Annotated in this window: 16 protein-coding genes; 6 read left to right on the top strand and 10 right to left on the bottom strand. The window is 41.3% G+C overall.

The features are described 5' to 3' along the window. Positions 1 to 2: 2 nt before the first annotated feature. The 4 genes from ALE3EI_RS11625 (at position 3) to ALE3EI_RS11610 (ending at position 4,493) form a co-directional block, all read left to right on the top strand. On the top strand, positions 3 to 581 hold the full coding sequence (locus ALE3EI_RS11625; RefSeq protein ID WP_186988844.1) for a DUF4126 domain-containing protein: 579 nt from the start codon (positions 3 to 5) through the stop codon (positions 579 to 581). Positions 582 to 636: 55 nt separating this feature from the next. Then, positions 637 to 2,451: a 3-deoxy-manno-octulosonate cytidylyltransferase gene (gene kdsB, locus ALE3EI_RS13775; RefSeq protein WP_186992365.1), complete on the top strand. Its 1,815-nt coding sequence runs from the start codon at positions 637 to 639 to the stop codon at positions 2,449 to 2,451. Positions 2,452 to 2,471: 20 nt separating this feature from the next. Then, the gene (locus ALE3EI_RS11615) at positions 2,472 to 3,008 is read left to right on the top strand and encodes a 1-acyl-sn-glycerol-3-phosphate acyltransferase (RefSeq protein WP_186988843.1); all 537 of its coding nucleotides are present in this window, start codon (positions 2,472 to 2,474) and stop codon (positions 3,006 to 3,008) included. Between the two features lie 72 nt (positions 3,009 to 3,080). Continuing rightward, positions 3,081 to 4,493, top strand: coding sequence for a choice-of-anchor B family protein (locus tag ALE3EI_RS11610; RefSeq protein ID WP_186988841.1), 1,413 nt, complete (start codon positions 3,081 to 3,083; stop codon positions 4,491 to 4,493). A gap of 3 nt (positions 4,494 to 4,496) precedes the next feature. Here ALE3EI_RS11610 and ALE3EI_RS11605 read toward each other — a convergent pair whose 3' ends face one another. From ALE3EI_RS11605 to gcvT, 5 genes are all read right to left on the bottom strand, one after another. Further along, the gene (locus tag ALE3EI_RS11605) at positions 4,497 to 5,219 is read right to left on the bottom strand and encodes a YebC/PmpR family DNA-binding transcriptional regulator (RefSeq protein ID WP_186988839.1); all 723 of its coding nucleotides are present in this window, start codon (positions 5,217 to 5,219) and stop codon (positions 4,497 to 4,499) included. Between the two features lie 148 nt (positions 5,220 to 5,367). Continuing rightward, complete coding sequence (locus ALE3EI_RS11600) at positions 5,368 to 7,422, bottom strand: carboxy terminal-processing peptidase (RefSeq protein WP_186988837.1); 2,055 nt, start codon at positions 7,420 to 7,422, stop codon at positions 5,368 to 5,370. Between the two features lie 32 nt (positions 7,423 to 7,454). Beyond that, positions 7,455 to 7,736 (bottom strand): 4a-hydroxytetrahydrobiopterin dehydratase, encoded by a 282-nt coding sequence (locus ALE3EI_RS11595; RefSeq protein WP_186988835.1) that lies wholly within the window; start codon positions 7,734 to 7,736, stop codon positions 7,455 to 7,457. 2 nt (positions 7,737 to 7,738) lie between these two features. Continuing rightward, positions 7,739 to 8,584 (bottom strand): sugar nucleotide-binding protein, encoded by an 846-nt coding sequence (locus ALE3EI_RS11590; protein ID WP_186988833.1) that lies wholly within the window; start codon positions 8,582 to 8,584, stop codon positions 7,739 to 7,741. Positions 8,585 to 8,633: 49 nt separating this feature from the next. Further along, positions 8,634 to 9,719 (bottom strand): glycine cleavage system aminomethyltransferase GcvT, encoded by a 1,086-nt coding sequence (gene gcvT, locus ALE3EI_RS11585; RefSeq protein ID WP_186988831.1) that lies wholly within the window; start codon positions 9,717 to 9,719, stop codon positions 8,634 to 8,636. 161 nt (positions 9,720 to 9,880) lie between these two features. Here gcvT and ALE3EI_RS11580 point away from each other — a divergent pair, with 161 nt between their 5' ends. Beyond that, the gene (locus ALE3EI_RS11580) at positions 9,881 to 11,413 is read left to right on the top strand and encodes an NAD(P)H-hydrate dehydratase (protein ID WP_186988829.1); all 1,533 of its coding nucleotides are present in this window, start codon (positions 9,881 to 9,883) and stop codon (positions 11,411 to 11,413) included. A 33-nt stretch (positions 11,414 to 11,446) separates the two neighbouring features. Here ALE3EI_RS11580 and ALE3EI_RS11575 read toward each other — a convergent pair whose 3' ends face one another. Beyond that, on the bottom strand, positions 11,447 to 12,484 hold the full coding sequence (locus ALE3EI_RS11575; RefSeq protein ID WP_186988827.1) for a TlpA family protein disulfide reductase: 1,038 nt from the start codon (positions 12,482 to 12,484) through the stop codon (positions 11,447 to 11,449). A gap of 106 nt (positions 12,485 to 12,590) precedes the next feature. Here ALE3EI_RS11575 and hutH point away from each other — a divergent pair, with 106 nt between their 5' ends. Further along, complete coding sequence (gene hutH / locus ALE3EI_RS11570) at positions 12,591 to 14,102, top strand: histidine ammonia-lyase (protein WP_186988826.1); 1,512 nt, start codon at positions 12,591 to 12,593, stop codon at positions 14,100 to 14,102. Here hutH and ALE3EI_RS11565 read toward each other — a convergent pair. From ALE3EI_RS11565 to ALE3EI_RS11550, 4 genes are read right to left on the bottom strand one after another with little or no spacing between them, the layout of a single operon-like run. Further along, complete coding sequence (locus ALE3EI_RS11565) at positions 14,099 to 14,479, bottom strand: hypothetical protein (protein ID WP_233279963.1); 381 nt, start codon at positions 14,477 to 14,479, stop codon at positions 14,099 to 14,101. The genes hutH and ALE3EI_RS11565 overlap by 4 nt on opposite strands. 43 nt (positions 14,480 to 14,522) lie before the next feature. After that, positions 14,523 to 14,849, bottom strand: coding sequence for a TraR/DksA family transcriptional regulator (locus tag ALE3EI_RS11560; RefSeq protein ID WP_186988824.1), 327 nt, complete (start codon positions 14,847 to 14,849; stop codon positions 14,523 to 14,525). After that, positions 14,849 to 15,220: a PLDc N-terminal domain-containing protein gene (locus tag ALE3EI_RS11555; RefSeq protein ID WP_186988822.1), complete on the bottom strand. Its 372-nt coding sequence runs from the start codon at positions 15,218 to 15,220 to the stop codon at positions 14,849 to 14,851. The genes ALE3EI_RS11560 and ALE3EI_RS11555 overlap by 1 nt, the downstream gene beginning before the upstream one ends. A gap of 10 nt (positions 15,221 to 15,230) precedes the next feature. Next, positions 15,231 to 17,783: an ATP-dependent Clp protease ATP-binding subunit gene (locus ALE3EI_RS11550; protein ID WP_186988820.1), complete on the bottom strand. Its 2,553-nt coding sequence runs from the start codon at positions 17,781 to 17,783 to the stop codon at positions 15,231 to 15,233. Positions 17,784 to 17,787 lie beyond the last annotated feature (4 nt).

Here is a 17,787-nt window from a genome sequence, read left to right as displayed (position 1 = left end):
AGATGGAGAGTACCGATCTTATAATAAGTATATGTTTGGGAATAGGACTTGCGGTAGCCGCAGGATTTCGTGTTTTTTTACCTATATTGATCTTAAGTGCTGCGGCTTATTTTGAAGTGATCCCTCTTAGTGAAAGCTGGCAATGGATGGGAAGTTTAACTGCTATTATAACGTTGGGTATTGCCACAGTGGTCGAAATATTTGGCTACTACATTCCATGGTTTGACAATTTACTAGATGCGATCGCAATACCGTTGGCAGCCGTTGCGGGTACTGCGGTAATGGTAGCAACCGTCTCAGATTTAAATCCGGTGATTACCTGGGCGCTTGCAATAATTGCCGGTGGAGGTACTGCAGCAGCAATAAAGGGAAATGCTTCGGCATTGAGGCTCACTTCCTCTGCAACAACCGGTGGAATGGCTAACCCGATAGTCGCCACAGTGGAAACAGGAACTTCGACAGTAATGTCTATCGCGGCTATTTTCGTACCGGTTATCGCATTTTTTCTTGTGTTGCTTATCTTCTTCGGAATATATCGTTTTTATAAAAAGCTTCGGAAAAAGAAGCCTCCAACCATATAATCTTGTTATTTTTGCCTTCGTTAATTAAAATAGTACGCTTTTGAAAATAATTGCAATGATACCAGCGCGTTACGGCGCATCCCGATTTCCAGGTAAACTTATGCAGGACCTGGGTGGAAAACCCGTGATCGTACGTACTTATGAAGCCGCTCAAGAAACTAAGCTCTTTGATGATGTGTTTGTTGTGACAGACAGCGACATTATATTTAAGGAAATTGAAATGCACGGAGGGAAGGCGATCATGAGTAAAAAGGAACACGACTGCGGAAGTGATCGTATAGCCGAGGCCGTAGAGAATATGAATGTTGATATTGTTGTGAATGTTCAGGGCGATGAACCGTTTACGAGCAAGGAGGGTCTTGAACAGGTTTTAAGTGTTTTTAATGGCGCTGATGCCGATAAGATCGATCTGGCATCATTAATGACCGAAATTCACGACTGGAAAGAAATTAGCGACCCCAACTGCGTAAAAGTGATCGTAGATAAAGATAATTTTGCACAGTACTTCTCCAGGTCTCCAATTCCTTATCCCAGAGATAAAAATGCAGCAGTTCAGTATTATAAGCATAAGGGAATCTACGCTTTCAGAAAGCAGGCATTAATGGATTTTTACCGATTGCCTATGCGGTCGCTCGAAGCTGCAGAAAAAATTGAATGTATTCGTTATCTCGAATACGGAAAAAACATAAAAATGGCTATTTCCAATACACAGGGAATAGAAATAGACACACCGGAGGACCTCATGAGGGCAAATAAAGTATTGAAAGAAGAGAAAAGAGCAGATGTAAATAATAAATACCGAAACTTTCCTATGGTACCCAAAGTGGTATTCGGGGAAGGTAGTTTTGACCAGTTATCCTCAATTCTTGCACCGCAACGAAAGGATAAAGCTCCTTTTATTTTCCTGGTTGATGATGTCTTTAAGAATGATTCCGAATTGGTTAATAAAATTAACCTGCGGTTTAACGATAAGCTGATATTTGTTTCGGCCGATGAAGAACCAAAAACGTCTCAGGTAGATCAGATGGTAAAAGAAATAAAAACTGAATTTACCTACAGACCGTCCGGTATCATTGGTATTGGAGGGGGAACCATACTTGATTTGGCTAAAGCGGTTTCTATTATGCTTTCAAATAAGGGTAGTGCTGCCGATTATCAGGGCTGGGATCTTGTGCGAAATAAAGCGGTCTACCATGTGGGAATTCCTACTATTTCGGGCACTGGCGCCGAAGTATCCAGAACCACCGTTTTAACGGGTCCCGTAAAAAAACTGGGAATCAATAGTGACTATACTCCTTTTGACCAGGTGATACTCGATCCGGATCTAACCATCGGGGTTCCCAAAAATCAGTGGTTTTATACAGGAATGGATTGTTTTATTCATTGTGTAGAATCGCTTAACGGAACTTTCTTAAATGCCTTTAGTGAAAGCTACGGTGAAAAGGCTTATGATCTTTGTTATGAGATCTTTGTAAAAGGTGATCTTTCCGAAGAAGAATCCAGAGGAAAACTAATGATGGCTTCCTGGCATGGAGGAATGAGTATAGCTTATTCCCAGGTTGGTGTAGCACATGCTATGAGTTACGGACTATCGTATGTTTTAGGGACAAAACACGGAATTGGAAATTGTATCGTTTTCGATCATCTCGAAGAATTTTATCCTAAGGATGTGGCCCTTTTCAAAGAAATGGTTCGTAAACACAATGTGGATATACCCAAAGGATTATGCGCAAACCTTACAGAAGATCAGATTAATACGATGATAGACATCGCACTTAGTCTTGTGCCTCTTTGGGAAAATGCATTGGGAGATGATTGGGAAAATATTATGACTAGAGAAAAACTCAGGTCATTATATCTAAAAATGTAGGTCTGGGAGGTACCTCACAATTGACACTTACTAAATTTATTTTTTTTAAGTTTTTAGGATGGAGCATAGAAGGGTCGTTCGATCCGTCTGTTAAGAAATCTGTTGTCATTGTTGTGCCTCACACCAGCTGGCATGATTTCTATGTTGGCTCTTTTGCACGTAGGATTTTAAAAACAGAAATTAATTTTGTGGCTAAACGAGAACTGTTTAGACCCCTTTTCGGTTGGTACTTTAGGTGGATGGGTGGTGCACCCTTAGACCGAACACCGGGTCAAAATAAAGTAGAGGCAATCGCTGAAATATTTAAGAAAAAAGAGGAATTCAGATTGGCGTTGGCACCCGAAGGAACTCGTAAGAAAGTAGATGCATGGAAAACGGGGTTTTACTACATCGCGGTAAAAGCAAATGTGCCAATAATTCCCGTTGCCTTCGATTATAAAACAAAAACTGTATTTATTCACCCTGCTTTTTATCCTGAAGGAAACTTAAAGGACGATCTTCCTAAACTCCGAGACTATTTTAAAGGGGTAGTAGGGAAGAAGCCCGAATATACATAACTCAACCGAAGGACTCATTTCTGGCAGTTCTGGCATTTTATCCCTATTTTAGCATGGATACAAAACTATGCTATGAAATTTATTTTTTCTTCTCTGTTTTCCTTGGTCTTATTGTCTCTAAATGCTCAAACCCCCTGTAACAATGGTATTGCGGGGTCTTTTCCGTGCGACGGCTATGATTTGCTGTCTCAAATTCCGTTGGCTACCATGGGTTCCAATCGGGCCAATGACTCATGGGGCTGGACCGACCCGCAGGATGGTAAAGAATATGCCATCGTATGTCTCAATGAAGCCACCGCATTTATAGATGTATCAGATCCATTAAATCCTGTGTATCTGGGGAAACTGCCTACAGTGAACAACAGCAGTACTTGGAGAGATGCTAAAACCTATAACAACTATGCCTTTATCGTAAGTGAGGATAGCGGGCATGGAATTCAGATATTCGACCTTACCCGACTTCGAAATGTACCGAACCCGCCGGTGATATTTAATGAAGATGCCCACTACAGTGGATTTGGAGGCGCTCACAATATTGCCATAAATGAGGAAACCGGTTATGCCTATGGCGTGGGAGGTACGACTCATGGTGGAGGACCCCATTTTGTCAATATTCAGGATCCGCTTAATCCCATGGGTGAAGGCGGTTATTCGGGTATGGGATATACTCACGATGCTCAGGTTGTAATTTATGACGGCCCGGATACCGATCATACGGGAAAAGAAATTCTATTCGGAAGTAATGAAGACGTAGTGGTGATCGTCGATGTTACTAATAAGGTCAACCCACAGTTACTTTCTACTATAGGATATTCAAATATAAATTATACCCATCAGGGCTGGCTAACCGAGGATCATCGGTATTTTCTTCTTGGTGATGAACAGGATGAGATCAATACGGGTATTCCTACGCGAACAGTAGTCTTTGATCTCAACGACCTCGATAATCCGCAGTTTCATTTTTCGTATTCAGGCCCTACGCCCGCTACCGATCACAATGGTTATGTAAAAGGAACTAAATTCTATTTATCGAATAATACGGCCGGACTGCGCGTAGTAGATATTTCAGGAATTGCCGCCGGAACATTGACCGAAGTAGGGTCTTTCGACTCTTATCCTTCGACAAACAATTCGGGTTATGACGGGGCCTGGAATGTATATCCCTATTTTGGGAGTGGGAATATAGTGATAAGTGATCGCTCTGCAGGAATGCTGCTTGTACGTTCTCAAACTCTGGGTAGCCCGGATAATCATTTCAGTTTGGGCATTTCAGTGGTTCCAAATCCCGCATCAGAAAGTATTCAGGTCGCTTCGGATGGCGATGTGATCACCAATATAGTTATTACGAATTTGCTGGGTCAAATAGTGTATTCCGAAGAAGACATCGAAACTGCCAAGCACAACGTAACCATTTCCTCATTTGCCAACGGACTGTATTTTGTTTCCGTGAATAATAAGGCAACTATAAAACTGATAAAAGAGTAGCAATTAATCGGCTGAAGACTCTTCCATAGTGTGGTAGACGTTTTGAACGTCATCGTCTTCCTCTATCTTTTCGAGTAATTTTTCAACATCGGCGACCTCTTCTGCACTTAAGGCTTTGGTAACCTGCGGAATGCGCTCAAAACCGGAAGAAAGAATTTCGATGTTATGGTCTTCCAGGTACGATTGTATGGCGCCATAACTTTCAAAAGGAGCATAGATCAACACGCCGTCCTCATCTTCAAAGATCTCTTCAACGCCAAAATCTATAAGTTCCAGTTCCAGTTCTTCGAGATCCATTCCTTCAGCGTTTATACGGAAATTACAAACGTGGTCGAACATAAACGAAACAGAACCCGAAGTACCCAGGTTTCCATCACATTTATTGAAATACGACCGAATGTTCGCCACGGTACGGGTATTATTATCGGTGGCAGTTTCCACCAGAATGGCAATTCCGTGAGGGGCGTAGCCCTCAAATAAAACTTCCTTAAAATCCCCCAGACTTTTGTCGCTGGCTCTTTTTATGGCGCGTTCTATATTGTCCTTGGGCATATTCACCGCCTTAGCATTCTGAATTACCGCACGCAGTTTTGAGTTCGCATCGGGATCTGGACCTCCTTCTTTTACAGCCATTACAATATCTTTTCCGATACGTGTAAAGGCTTTGGACATAGCCGACCAACGCTTCATTTTACGTGCTTTACGAAATTCAAAAGCTCTTCCCATAGGTGTGTTTCTGTTATTCGGAAGTCGATTTAAATTGAGACTGTCTCCGAAGGATTATTTCAGCAAATTTATAAATTCTGTTATTCGTTTGGAACAGGTTCGAATAAAATATTTCATGCTCCCATTTTTTATTAATTGACCTATTTAATTACTTGGTTAGTCTTATAAAATCCAGAAGAATGGCGTGCGCTTCCTCCACATAGAGATCCTCAGCAAGGTCCTTCAAGATCACGGCATTAAGCTCTTTTTCGTCTTCATTATATTTTAAATAACCGGTTGTAGTCTTTGTATTTCTTGCTGTCATATTCGAATTCCGTTTCTCAAAATGCATGGTCATTTCTTTCCAAAGATTGTTATAGCCCTCTAGATCCTTATAAACATCGCTTAAAGTTAGCGGGTATTCGGTGTCTGACGTAACATAATTTTGAATAAGGGTTTGGTTCAACGACTTGATCAATTGAAAGCTCTTATCGGTATTTATACGAGAGACACTTTTTGATGCTATGGCATCGAGCGGTAGGCTTTTTAATGGAATGTGCCGCAGCGAAACACGTACGCTGTCATTGGGAAGTGCAAACCTTTCATATTCTTCATTTATTTTTAATCCGTCATAAATACTTGGAAACCTGATATCGGGAATGACACCGCGAGACTGATTGCTTTTGCCGGTCACTCTGTAGAACGCATCCACCGTAAGTTTACAATATCCCAGATCCTTGGATTCACTCAGTGGAAAAATAACCTGAGCACTTGACTTCCCGTAGGATGGAGCTCCTACAATCACGGCACGATTGTAATCCTGCATGACGCTCGAGAAGAACTCACTGGCCGAAGCGCTGTAATTATTTATAAGAATAACGATAGGTTTATCGAATGCTGTACCTCTGTGCGCATCTCTAATCGTAAAAGTCTCCCCATCCCGGTAGCGTAGTATGGATAATGGACCTCTGTCTATAAACAAACCGCAGAGATCTGCTGCTTCCTTCATAGAACCTCCGCCGTTAAAGCGCAGATCGATGATCAGACCCTTAATCTTTTCTTTTTCGAGTTTGTAGAGCTCTTTTGCCACGTCGTTGGCAACTCCAAAACCGTTAGGTGATTCCAGGTCGGTGTAAAAACTAGGGATATTAAGATAACCGAAATCTGTTTTGTCTTTGGTGATCACATAGCCTCTTGTGAGATTTTCTTCTACCTCTTCTATAGATTTCTCTAGTGGGATATACTTTATGGTTCCGTCCTTTTTCTTTATTCTGAAGGTGATCTTGTTGTGCTTATTGTCGGCCATAAAACTAAAAATCTCCTCATTTGAAACACAAAATGTCTCTAATACCGTGGTTCCCGAGCTCAGTGATTTAATGACATCGTTCTCTTCAAAATTTCCGTTTAAATAAGCTGCTCCTCCCGGTGTTATATAACTTATCACGATCTCTCCGTCATCATTCTTTGCGGTGTAAAGCCCAAAGCTTAATTGGCTGTTAGACACAGAATTTTCAAAAACCACTTTTTCGGTGTCGTTGAAGAAAAAGGAGTTCGGATCCTGATAGTTCGCAAAAGCATTCAGAAATGCTTCTTTCACAAAGTGTTCTAATCCACCTTTGGCATTGAGCCGTTCGTCCAATAAACAAATTTGATTTTGAAATACCTTGGGCTTTATCGCTTTCTCAAGCTCACTGAAGTTTTTCTCAATATTCTCAAAAATGGTGTCCTCTTCAATGAGCTTGCTGAGCAAGGTATAGCGAATTCGCTTGTTCCAATTGCGTTTTGCAGCCGAATCACTTGAAAAATATCGCGAAGGTCGTGTTCGATAAAAATGAAGGGTATCGGTCCCTGAATAATCAAAAGGGACGGTTGTAAAAGATGAAATATGCTTTTTTGCCCGTTCGATGCGAAGTCGCAATCGAGCGATATACTTATCGATAAAACCGCAATCGGACTTTAAAATGTAATCATCGATCTTAAACCGGTCATCATTAAATTCTTCGATGTCGCTGGTAGTAAAAAGCCATTTATCCTCGTCCAGAGCGAGTAAAAATAGCTCCTGAACGGCTACAGATAAACTATCATCAATTGGCTTGGGGCGATAATGTTCCTTTTCAATAAGGGTACTTAGCGCAGAAACCTGTTCGCAAAAAATGGCATCATCCTGTGCGTAAAACTCTGTGGCGCAACAAAGCAGCAGTACTAATACTAATCTCTTGATCATGTAAGCGTAAATTGGCGAAAAATTTACAAAATTTAATTCACCAATTGGTCTATGATCGCGGCTAATTCAAAATCTTTTTCCGTAACTCCACCGGCGTCATGTGTAGAAAGATATATTTCCAGTGTGTTGTAAACATTAGACCAATCGGGATGGTGGTTTAATTTTTCTGCCTCAAAAGCAATTCGTGTCATTACTGTAAAGGCGTCCTTAAAATTTTCGAATTCAAGGGCGGTATGAAGTGAATTTTCATGATAATCCCATCCTTGAAAATCTTTTAATTTATCTACAATTTGTTCCTCAGTCAAGGCTTTCATCTTTATTTTTTTAAGGTTATAATTTCTTCTTTTAAGGTACTCGCTTCAATAACATCATTTACTGTGATCCGGTAGGTTTTAGGCAATTTGTTCTCCTTCGGTAGTAACGCAAGGTAACTATCATCATTTCGGCTGTAAACACTTTTAAAGATAGGCATTTTTGAGCCCAGTTTTTCATTGATTTCCTTAAACAGGTCTTCATGATGTACCATATCGTTACTGGCAAGATGAAAGATACCACTTAATTTCTTGCTAATTATATAGTGCAACTGTTGCGCGATCTTATCGACTGTAGTGACAGTAATGATCAGGTTAGGATAGACTTCAAAGTCGGCTTTATGCTCAGCAGCCTTTCGGAGCTGAACAATAGCCGGAGAATTTATTCCGAGAACCTGAGGCAATCTTACTATGGTTATTTGCTTCGGAATAGCATCCAGAAACAATTTTTCTACGGAGATCTTAAACTTACCGAACTCACTTTGAGATAATGGTTTATCGTTTTCGTAAGCAGGAAATTCAAATTTGCCGTCGAACACTTCCGAAGCTGAAGTATAAATAATTCGACAGCCCGCATTAGCCTGCGCATATAAACAGAGCTCCTGATGCGCAAGATGCTGGTAAGCAAAATCTCCTTTGATACTTGAGATCACCATTGCAGGTCTCACTGCGTCGAGTATGGGCAGGATACTCTGTTTCTCTACATTGTATTTAAAAAATACCTTGTTGTTGGTATAAAGGTCTTCATTATGGCAATAGGTGCCGTAAACATCAAAATAGGAGAGTAGTTCTTTATAAAGGGCATTGCCAATAAACCCACTGGCACCCAAGATCAGGATTCTGTTGTTCACGTTAGGGATATGCAGTTTTCTTTTTGTGATTTTTTTGGATTTAAGAATGTTACTGTCCTTTGTAAAAAGGAAGCTTTACGATGGTCGCCGGCACTTTGTTTTTTCGAATTTGAATATAAATTTCATTTCCAATACCCGAATGATCTATGGCCACATAACCCAAACCAATTCCTTTATTTACCGAAGGTGCCATAGTGCCACTGGTTACCATACCGATCTTTACATCGTTGGCATCTACAATTTCGTAACCCTGTCGCGGAATACCGCGTTCGCTGAGCTCAAAAGCTATCAATTTTCTGGTTACTCCTTCTTCCTTTTGCTTTTTTAAGGCTTCAGAATTTACGAAGTCTTTGGTGAACTTTGTGATCCATCCCAATCCGGCTTCAATCGGGGAAGTGGTGTCGTCTATATCATTTCCGTAAAGACAATAGCCCATTTCCAAACGCAGGGTATCACGTGCGGCCAGGCCAATGGGTTTAATCCCAAATGCAGCTCCGGCTTCTAATACTTTATTCCAGACCTGTTCCACTTCACTATTCTTACAGTAGATCTCAAATCCGCCGCTTCCGGTATATCCTGTGGCACTAATGATCACATGTTCGATACCAGCAAAGTCTGCCACTTTAAAATGATAGAATTTTATTTCACTTAGATCGATCGAAGTAAGTGATTGCATGGCTTCAACAGCCTTTGGTCCCTGAATGGCCAGCAGAGAGAACCCTTCTGAAATATCTCTTAATACTGCATTCATGGTATTCTGCGAATTGATCCAGTTCCAGTCCTTTTCTATATTTGAAGCGTTTACCACCAGCAACCATTTTTCTGCCTCAAGTCTATACACGATAAGATCATCCACAATTCCTCCCTTGTCATTCGGCAAACAACTGTACTGCGCTTGTCCGTCAACCAATTTGGAAGCGTCGTTGCTACAAACTTTCTGAATTAAGTCCAGTGCATTTGGACCTTCTACCAGAAATTCACCCATATGAGAAACATCGAAAACCCCAACCGATCTTCTAACGGTTTCATGTTCAGCTACCACGCCTTCATAAGAGACAGGCATATTGTAACCGGCAAATGGAACCATTTTAGCTCCCAGCTTTTCGTGTACGTGAGTTAAGGCAGTATTTTTCATTGGATCTTATAATTTTTCGCAAATGTATTATAATCTGTAAAAGGCTGTACGGTAATTTCGTCTTTTTTATCTACATTGAATGTCTTAAATTAAAAATTAAGTTTGGGTATTTAATGAGATACTCACAGTTAAACGCAATAACTTTAAAGTACGTATTTTAAATGAAGATCTTTTCAGCAGAACAACTTTACGAAGCAGATAAAATCACCGCCGAAAAACAAAATATTTCTTCGCTCGACCTTATGGAAAGAGCAGGCGAACAAATTTTCAAGTGGCTCGAGGACAAAATGAAGGGGGCGCAAGTGCCTCTTCATATTTTTTGTGGTATCGGAAATAATGGAGGAGACGGACTCGTAGTAGGAAGACATTTAATTAATCACGGTTACAATGTTACCATCTACATCGCCAATTTTACCGATAAACGCTCTAAGTGTTTTTTGATCAATTACGACCGCATCAAGGATGTTTCTAAAAAATGGCCCGTATTAATGACTTCGGAAGAAGACTTTCCGGAGATAGCAGCCGAAGATATTATTATTGACGCACTTTTTGGGATTGGATTAAATCGACCTCCTGAAGGTTGGGTAAAAGAACTTATTCAGTATATAAATAAACAAAAGGCTTTTAAGCTTTCTATCGACATTCCCAGTGGACTGCCGGCAAACACTCCGGTACCAGATTCAGAAGCAGTAATTCATGCCAATCATACCCTTACGTTTCAGGCGCCGAAACTGGCATTTTTCCTGCCGGAAACCGGTGTCTATGTACCGTATTTTGAGGTACTTGATATAGGATTGGATCGCCAATTTTTAATGGAATCAAAACCCTTAGCCCAAACGATCTCCAAGATGGAGGCCCAGCAATTCTATAAACCACGGGCAAAATACGATCATAAAGGAACTTACGGTCATGCCCTCATCGTTGCCGGAAGCTACGGCAAGATGGGAGCCGCGATTCTGTCTACAAGGGCTACGCTTAAAGCCGGAGCAGGAATGGTTACGGTGTTTAGTCCGGAGTGTGGGTATTCCATCCTTCAAACAGCGGCTCCCGAAGCCATGGTATTAAGCGATGATGAAGAAGACTTCATCACCAAGATTGAATATCAATTCGACGCTTCAGCAATAGGAGTGGGGATGGGGATAGGTACACAAAAGGAAACAGTTGCGGCATTACACAAACTTTTTTCTGAAGCCAAAGCACCTTTGGTGATCGATGCCGATGCGCTTAACGGGATTTCAGAAGATAAGGATTTGTTGAAAGTCGTTCCGAAGAATTCGGTTTTAACACCACACCCGGGAGAATTAGAACGCCTTATTGGATCCTGGAAGAACGACTACGAAAAGATCGAAAAAGCACGAAAATTCACTAAGAAACACAAGGTGGTCCTTCTTATAAAAGGAGCACATTCTCTCATATTATTTGAAGACAGTATGTATATCAATACCAGTGGCACTCCCGGCATGGCCACTGCAGGAAGTGGCGACGTACTAAGTGGAGTGATCACGGGATTATTGTCGCAGGGTTATGACCCTTTGTTGGCTACTGTTTTTGGGGTGTACCTTCACGGAAGCGCTGGAATGCTGGCTTCTTCTGTATTGTCGTACGAAGGCGTTATGGCTTCCGATATAGCCGATTTTATAGGTGACGCATATATAGAACTATTCAGACAAGAACAACCTCCAGCTCAGGGATAAAAAAAAAGCTCCGGGAAAGGAGCTTTTAATCTTTTAAACTGAAGGTTCGAGAAGTTTATCGAGTAACGGTTTTAAGCGCTCACTGGAGGGCCTTGGAGCGCTCGCATCCACTACGTTTCCATCGGGATCGATCAACACGAAGCGTGGGATACCCGTGATCATGTAACCGGTGACAAAATCAGATTCCCATCCTTTGGGAGCAAAGATCTGCACTCCACCAAGCTCTTTATCGGCAACCATAGCTCGCCAGTCGGCATTTGCTTGTTCCCACGACCCCTTATGCGTTTTGTCATCATCGATAGACATACTTACAAAGACAATATTCTTCCCGTGATAGGCCTTCTCAAGCTCTTTTAAAAATGGGATCTCTCTTTTGCAAGGTCCACACCAGGTAGCCCAGATATCTACATATACATATTTTCCTTTGAGATCTGATAGTGATGTCTTACTGCCGTCATAATTTTCATAATCAACAAAGGTTGGGGAAGGAGAACCTGCGGGAAGCGCTTTACGGATTTCAACAATGCTTCCAAAATATCTTTTATACGACTTTAGTGTTGCGTCCAGATTCTTAATACTGCTGTTGACGACCATGGTATCGATATCCTTTTTCGAATTGATAAAAGCGGTCATTTCCTTTTCAGTCTCATCGAATGCCAGGTCTAAACCGGCTTCATCCATACTTTCAAAGTCCTTATCGAATAATTTTTCCTCCAGCAGGGCTTTTTCAGCTAAAAAATTATTGTTAACTGAGCCTTCGCCACTGAATTTAATGGTTTCATCAAACATTTCGGCATCCATGGTCATCTTGAGGTCATACCCGTTTTCCAGAAACAAGGTAGTTCCTTCAACCCCATCGAAGAAGGAATAATTCCCCTTTTCAACTTTCAAAGTATCCCGAAACGATCCGTCAGGATTTAATTTTATAATCTTCTTAAATGTACGGGATGCAATAACGATACTGTCGCTATTCATATTAGTGATCTCCCCCGAAAACGTGACATAATCCTTCGGTTCTTCTGTACAAGAAATTACAGCAAGGATACAACACAACGCAATGATCTTTTTCATTTTTATGGATTTTTGGAAAGCTAAAATACATAATTCTAAGCGAGTTAAATAATAATCCTTTTTCCTTGCCAATAAATTGGTATTTTTGTTTTGAAAACAATCACTCATGCAAGAGATTCACTATGTAAGTTCAGACATTATGGACTTGCACACTATATCGGGCATTATTTTATCTGAAAAGAAATTAGAGCTATCAGACGAGGCCTCTCTCAATATCAAAAAATCCTACGACTACCTGCATTCTAAGATCAAAGACAACGATACTCCCATTTATGGTATCAATACGGGTTTCGGGTCACTCTGTAATGTAAAGATATCATCAGAAAATCTTTCTAAATTGCAAGAAAACCTGGTTATGTCGCATGCTTGCGGGACGGGTGAGTTCGTTCCGAAGGAGATCGTTAAACTGATGCTTTTATTAAAGATCCAATCTTTAAGCTATGGATATAGTGGTATTCAGTTAGCCACCATAGAGCGGCTTATCGATTTTTACAACCATGATATTTTACCCGTTGTTTATACTCAGGGAAGTCTTGGGGCATCGGGTGATCTGGCTCCATTAGCACATCTGTCATTGCCCTTATTGGGCAAGGGCGAAGTGTGGCAGGGGGATAAAATTATATCTTCTGAAGAAATTTTGAAAAAGCATCAATGGGACCCCATCGAACTGAAGGCCAAGGAAGGACTTGCGCTATTGAATGGTACTCAGTTTATGAGTGCTTATGGAATCTATATTCTTATAAACTCCTATAAGTTATCTTATCTGGCCGATGTGATTGGTGCACTTTCAGTAGATGCGTTCGATTGTAATATGAGCCCATTCGATCCATTGGTGCATTTAGTACGCCCGCATCGAGGTCAGGTAAAAACTGCTGAACGGATCGTAGAGATCCTCGAAGGCAGTGAACTTGGTGCTTCAGAAAAGAACAACGTACAGGATCCTTATTCTTTTCGTTGTATTCCTCAGGTACATGGTGCTACCAAGGACACCTTGTCCTTTGTTCGAAGGACTTTTAAGACCGAGATCAATTCGGTAACCGATAATCCGAATATTTTTATTGAAGCCGATAAGATCATCAGTGGTGGAAATTTTCACGGACAGCCATTGGCTTTGGGGTTGGATTATCTGGGAATTGCACTCGCCGAACTGGCCAACATTTCGGAACGACGTACCTATCAGCTGGTATCAGGGTTAAGAGACCTTCCGGCTTTTTTGGTAAATAATCCCGGGTTGAACAGCGGATTCATGATTCCGCAATACACGGCGGCCAGTATAGTGAGTCAGAATAAGCAATTAGCCACTCCGGCTTCGGTAGATTCCATTGTTTCAAGTAATGGACAGGAAGATCACGTAAGTATGGGGGCAAACTCAGCTACGAAGTGCCTTAGAATTCTTGAGAATCTTGAAACCGTGCTGGCTATTGAATTATTAAATGCATCTCAGGCTATAGAATTCCGCAGGCCTAAAAAGAGCTCTCCATTTCTGGAATCATTGATAGCAACATTTCGCCAAGTTGCGCCTTTTGTGGATGAAGACAGGGTACTTGCAAACGACATTCACGCTGCCGTGGCATTTATTCAGAGCTTTTCGGTAGATGCAGAATTGTTATTCGATTAATTTTCGGCACCGGTGGTCATTGAGTCCACCCAGGAAATAGCTTCTTCCAAGCTGCTAAAAACTTCAAAAGGTTGTCGTAAGAAGATCTTCTCAACTTCAGAATTGGTAAGATTCAGTTCTTTGTCAGAAACTACGGCGAAAGCAACAAGATTCTTAATTTTTGAAGTGTTTAGATATACTCTCGGGTCTACTGAATAGGAATTAATCCGGTTTGTGATGTACCCAAATGGACGATCCTTAAAATATGTGTTTGCGATCTTTAAAAGTTCGACATTGTATTCGGGTAGAACTGTAATTCCTTCTTTCATCACCGTAAGCACGTAATTTTCAAATATATCAATCTCTCCAAAACTGAATTTAAGGGTGGTTTTAATCATTTAATTGTTAGTTTGTTTCTGTAAGTTAAGTTTTATTTATGAGTTATCGTGCACAATTTACACAGGTAATGGTGTGCGGAAGCAATAAAATTCGACCCAGGGGAATGGGTCCTTGACACTTGATACAGTGGCCAAAATCGGGGTCGTCAATATTTGAAAGTGCAATTTTTAGATTTTTAAGTTTCTGTTCGGCCTTCCGTAATGCCTCTTCGTTTACGGTCTTATTGTTTATCGCGTCCATTCGGGAAATACGACCTATTGAATTTTCGGGAGCTATGGGCTTGCTGAGTTCCCTGTATTTAGCAACCAATAGTTCCGTAGCTTTAATTTCTTCGTCGATTCGGGCGGCAATTTCATTTTTTTGAAGCATCAGGAGGTGATAGCAGTGGTTTTCTTCGGAACAATTTCAACAAAGAAGTACACGATACTTCCTATACCGCTTGCCAGGACCAGTATGAGGATCCACATCAACTTTTGGTTGCTGTCGAATTTAGGGTTGCTGTTGGCGTGTATGATATAGTAGATCATCATTGCCAGGCCGCTTATCACAGCAAGAATGATAAAAAGGAACATAAGTCCAAAATTCGCAAAGAATACGGGGGAAACCTCCGAAGTGTTTCCCGTTTTTTCTGAAGTATATATTCCGAAGAAAAAGAAGAAAAAGAACACAAAATACAACATCATACAAAAGATGGGGAGAAAGGTTAGGATTCCCAGACATATTTTTTTTGATCTTGTCATTGCAAATCTGTTATGATTCGGTAGTCTTCTTTTGCTTTTTTATCTTGATCGTAAGCTCATTCTTTTTCTCATCAAGATCCATAGTGATCCCGTCTCCTTCCTGAAGGTTCGAATTGATGATCTCTTCGGCCAGAGCGTCTTCGATATATTTCTGAATAGCTCTCTTTAAAGGTCTGGCTCCGTAATCCTTATCGAAACCTTTATCGGCTATATAATCCTTGGCCTTATCAGTGAGTGTAAGGTTGTAGCCCAGATCGATGATTCGATCAAATAATTTATCCAATTCTATATCGATGATCTTATGAATATCTTCTCTGTCCAACGGATTAAATACCATTACATCGTCCACACGATTCAGGAATTCAGGGGCGAAGGCTTTTTTCAAAGCATTTTCGATAATGCTTTTTGAATTAGCGTCTACCTGACTTTCCTTAGCAGCCGTACCAAACCCGACTCCTTGACCGAAGTCCTTAAGCTTTCTCGCACCTATGTTGGAGGTCATGATAATGATGGTGTTCTTAAAATCTATCTTTCGGCCCAAACTGTCGGTTAACTGACCGTCATCCAGTACTTGTAACAGCATATTGAACACATCGGGATGCGCCTTTTCGATCTCGTCCAGTAGAATAACGGCATAGGGTTTACGGCGTACCTTTTCGGTAAGCTGTCCGCCCTCTTCATAGCCTACATATCCCGGAGGGGCACCAATAAGTCGAGAAACAGCGAATTTCTCCATGTACTCACTCATATCTACGCGCACCAAGGCATTTTCAGAATCGAATAATTCGCGCGCGAGGACTTTGGCTAACTGTGTTTTACCGACACCTGTCTGACCTAAAAATATAAATGAACCAATGGGTTTGTTTGGGTCTTTAAGTCCGGCTCTGTTCCGCTGAATAGCCTTCACCACCTTGGCAACGGCTTCATCCTGACCAATAACTTTTCCTTTGATACGATCGGGTAATGCGGCTAATTTATTGCTTTCGGTCTGCGCGATACGATTTACCGGAACCCCGGTCATCATGGAAACCACTTCAGCTACATTCTCTTCATCAACTTTTTCCTTGTGCAGCTTGGATTCGTTTTCCCAGGCCTCCTGTTCGGTTGCCAGCTCTTTTTCAAGATTCTTTTCATCATCCCGAAGCTTAGCGGCCTCTTCGTATTTTTGCTTTTTAACCACCGAATTTTTTAATTCCCGAACTTCTTCCAGCTTGGCTTCGATTTCGAGGATCTTATCGGGTACATGAATATTGGTGATATGAACCCTAGAGCCCGCTTCGTCCAATGCGTCAATGGCTTTATCGGGCAAAAATCTTTCGGTCATATATCGATTGGTTAATTTTACACAAGCAACCAGTGCTTCATCGGTATATAACACATTGTGGTGGCTTTCGTATTTGTCTTTTATATTCTGAAGGATCTCAATCGTTTCTTCCACCGAGGTAGGTTCTACCAATACCTTCTGAAAACGACGCTCTAGGGCACCGTCTTTTTCGATATACTGACGGTATTCATCCAGAGTAGTGGCCCCTATACATTGTATTTCGCCCCGGGCAAGAGCAGGTTTAAACATATTGGAAGCATCCAGTGAACCCGTTGCGCCACCGGCGCCAACAATGGTATGTATCTCATCTATAAATAGAATGATATCGTCATTCTTCTCAAGTTCGTTCATTACCGCCTTCATACGCTCTTCAAATTGGCCCCGGTATTTTGTGCCGGCAACCAGACTCGCGAGATCCAGTGTTACTACTCGCTTATCGTATAAAATACGAGATACCTTTCGCTGTATAATTCTAAGGGCGAGACCTTCAGCAATAGCCGATTTTCCCACTCCGGGTTCCCCGATGAGCAGAGGATTATTCTTTTTTCTTCTACTGAGGATCTGTGAAACCCGTTGAATTTCAGATTCCCGTCCTACTACCGGGTCGAGTTTACCCTCTTCGGCAAGGGAAGTAAGGTCCCTTCCGAAGTTATCCAAAACAGGAGTCTTGGATTTTTTATTCGATTTGGCACTGCTTCCGGTAAATAAATTCTCTTTTGAAGTGTCTTCCGCTGCTGCATCGTCATCATTCGGAAATGATTCAGAAGTGGGGGAGTCTATATAATCTTCGTCATTTGCGATCATAAGCTTAAATTGGTCTTTAACACCGTCGTAATCCACTTTCATTTTATTGAGCAACTTTGTGGTAGGGTCGTTTTCATTCCGAAGAATACACAGCAATAAATGTGCGGTATTGATCGAGGAACTCTGAAACAATTTTGCTTCCAGAAAAGTGGTTTTCAAGGCTCTTTCTGCCTGGCGGGTTAAATGAAGGTTCTTTTTATCGTTTGTATTAACTTCTGCGTTGGGGTTTGCCGGACTTAAGATCTCGACCTTGCGACGCAAGTGATTAAGATCTACATCCAGTGCATTAAGGATCGTCACTGCTTTACCGTTACCATCACGAAGAAGACCGAGCATTAAATGTTCGGTTCCTATAAAATCGTGACCTAATCGCAGGGCCTCTTCTTTGCTGTATGCAATTACATCTTTTACTCTTGGGGAAAAATTATCATCCATAAAA

It is taken from the genome of Constantimarinum furrinae (genome assembly GCF_014295415.1).
Taxonomy (GTDB): domain Bacteria; phylum Bacteroidota; class Bacteroidia; order Flavobacteriales; family Flavobacteriaceae; genus Constantimarinum; species Constantimarinum furrinae.
Note: the sequence above shows the minus strand (reverse complement) of the source record. Positions and strands in the feature narration are given on the sequence as shown.

Excerpts from the sequence above, each read along its gene's own strand:
- kdsB (WP_186992365.1), top strand. The coding sequence starts at position 637 with ATGATACCAGCGCGTTACGGCGCATCCCGATTTCCAGGTAAACTTATG.
- ALE3EI_RS11565 (WP_233279963.1), bottom strand. The coding sequence starts at position 14,479 with ATGATTAAAACCACCCTTAAATTCAGTTTTGGAGAGATTGATATATTT.
- ALE3EI_RS11600 (WP_186988837.1), bottom strand. The coding sequence starts at position 7,422 with ATGATCAAGAGATTAGTATTAGTACTGCTGCTTTGTTGCGCCACAGAG.
- ALE3EI_RS11575 (WP_186988827.1), bottom strand. The coding sequence starts at position 12,484 with ATGAAAAAGATCATTGCGTTGTGTTGTATCCTTGCTGTAATTTCTTGT.
- hutH (WP_186988826.1), top strand. The coding sequence starts at position 12,591 with ATGCAAGAGATTCACTATGTAAGTTCAGACATTATGGACTTGCACACT.
- ALE3EI_RS11555 (WP_186988822.1), bottom strand. The coding sequence starts at position 15,220 with ATGACAAGATCAAAAAAAATATGTCTGGGAATCCTAACCTTTCTCCCC.
- ALE3EI_RS11550 (WP_186988820.1), bottom strand. The coding sequence starts at position 17,783 with ATGGATGATAATTTTTCCCCAAGAGTAAAAGATGTAATTGCATACAGC.
- ALE3EI_RS11580 (WP_186988829.1), top strand. The coding sequence starts at position 9,881 with ATGAAGATCTTTTCAGCAGAACAACTTTACGAAGCAGATAAAATCACC.
- ALE3EI_RS11610 (WP_186988841.1), top strand. The coding sequence starts at position 3,081 with ATGAAATTTATTTTTTCTTCTCTGTTTTCCTTGGTCTTATTGTCTCTA.
- ALE3EI_RS11595 (WP_186988835.1), bottom strand. The coding sequence starts at position 7,736 with ATGAAAGCCTTGACTGAGGAACAAATTGTAGATAAATTAAAAGATTTT.
- ALE3EI_RS11605 (WP_186988839.1), bottom strand. The coding sequence starts at position 5,219 with ATGGGAAGAGCTTTTGAATTTCGTAAAGCACGTAAAATGAAGCGTTGG.
- ALE3EI_RS11625 (WP_186988844.1), top strand. The coding sequence starts at position 3 with ATGGAGAGTACCGATCTTATAATAAGTATATGTTTGGGAATAGGACTT.
- gcvT (WP_186988831.1), bottom strand. The coding sequence starts at position 9,719 with ATGAAAAATACTGCCTTAACTCACGTACACGAAAAGCTGGGAGCTAAA.
- ALE3EI_RS11560 (WP_186988824.1), bottom strand. The coding sequence starts at position 14,849 with ATGCTTCAAAAAAATGAAATTGCCGCCCGAATCGACGAAGAAATTAAA.